The organism is Leisingera sp. (assembly GCF_034669605.1).
GTDB lineage: Bacteria > Pseudomonadota > Alphaproteobacteria > Rhodobacterales > Rhodobacteraceae > Leisingera.
Genome location: NZ_JAXMOX010000386.1, coordinates 1 through 1,510, shown reverse-complemented (window position 1 = coordinate 1,510; position 1,510 = coordinate 1). Strand labels below are relative to the sequence as shown.

Below are 1,510 nucleotides of genomic sequence, written 5' to 3'. Positions count from 1 at the left end.
CTTGGGCCCGGCAGCGCGCCCTTGGCGTGCTGCGGCGGCGTCCGGACGCCGCCTGCGCCGCGCAGCAGGCGCGGCGCCGGGCCCAACGCTTGCCGCCCGGCCGCGTCAGCGGCGGGACGCGGACGGGGCGGGAGCCTCTGCGCATAGGGCGCAGCCTGCGCAAATGGCGGCCCGCGGGCGGTGAAATTGGCCAGTTTGCTTGACAACCACGCTGCAAACTTGTGTACCACCCCGGACGAATTTAAGCGCCGCTCCGGCGCATCTCCCGAATGACGGTCCACCCGGACAGACGACCCGAGACACGAAAGGTCCCGCCATGCACGCCTATCGCAGCCATACCTGCGCCGAACTGAACAAATCCAATGTCGGTGACACCGTCCGCCTGTCGGGCTGGGTCCACCGCGTGCGCGACCACGGCGGGTTGCTGTTCATCGACCTGCGCGACCACTACGGCGTGACCCAGGTGATGGCCGATCCGGACAGCCCGGTCTTTGCCGAGATCGAAAAGGTCCGCAGCGAATGGTGCATCCGTATCGACGGCAACGTAAAGGCGCGCGACGAGAGCCTGATCAACAGCAAGATCCCCACCGGCGAGATCGAGGTCTTCATCCGCGACATCGAGGTGCTGGGCAAATCCGAGGAACTGCCGCTGATGGTGTTCGGCGAGCAGGAATACCCGGAGGAAACCCGCCTGCGCTACCGCTACCTGGACCTGCGCCGCGAGAAGATGCAGAAGAATATGCTGCTGCGCTCCAACATGATCCAGTCGATCCGCAAGCGCATGTGGGACAAGGGCTTCAACGAATACCAGACCCCGATCATCACCGCCTCCAGCCCCGAGGGCGCGCGCGACTTCCTGGTGCCCTCGCGTCTGCACCCGGGCAAGTTCTACGCGCTGCCGCAGGCGCCGCAGCAGTTCAAGCAGCTGATGATGGTGTCGGGCTTTGACAAGTATTTCCAGATCGCGCCCTGCTTCCGCGACGAGGACCCGCGCGCCGACCGCTCGCCCACCGATTTCTACCAGCTCGACCTGGAGATGTCTTTTGTCACCCAGCAGGATGTGTTCGACACCATCCAGCCGGTGATGCAGGGCGTGTTCGAGGAGTTCGGCGGTGGCCGCAAGGTCGACAGCGAATGGCCGCAGATCTCCTATAAAGATGCCGCCAAATGGTACGGCACCGACAAGCCCGACCTGCGCAACCCGATCAAGATGCAGGATTGTTCCGAGCATTTCCGCGGCTCCGGCTTTGCCATCTTTGCCAGCCTGCTGGAAAACGAAGGCACCGAAATCCGGGCGATCCCGGCGCCCACCGGAGGCAGCCGCAAGTTCTGCGACCGGATGAACAAGTTTGCGCAAGGAGAAGGCCTGCCGGGCATGGGCTATATCTTCTGGCGCGACCAGGGACAGGGCATGGAAGCCGCAGGCCCGCTGGCCAAGAACATCGGCCCCGAGCGCACCGAGGCGATCCGCCAGCAGCTGGGTCTGGGTGTCGGCGATGCGGCCTTCTTC

Annotated in this window: 2 protein-coding genes; one reads left to right on the top strand and one right to left on the bottom strand. The window is 64.9% G+C overall.

The annotated features are described in order from the left end of the window. A partial coding sequence (locus VOI29_RS24505) for a hypothetical protein (protein ID WP_323784506.1) occupies positions 1 to 206 on the bottom strand: 206 nt, incomplete at its 3' end. Between the two features lie 110 nt (positions 207 to 316). Here VOI29_RS24505 and aspS point away from each other — a divergent pair. Further along, positions 317 to 1,510, top strand: a 1,194-nt coding sequence (aspS, locus tag VOI29_RS24500) for an aspartate--tRNA ligase (protein ID WP_323784504.1), incomplete at its 3' end; no start/stop codon positions are given.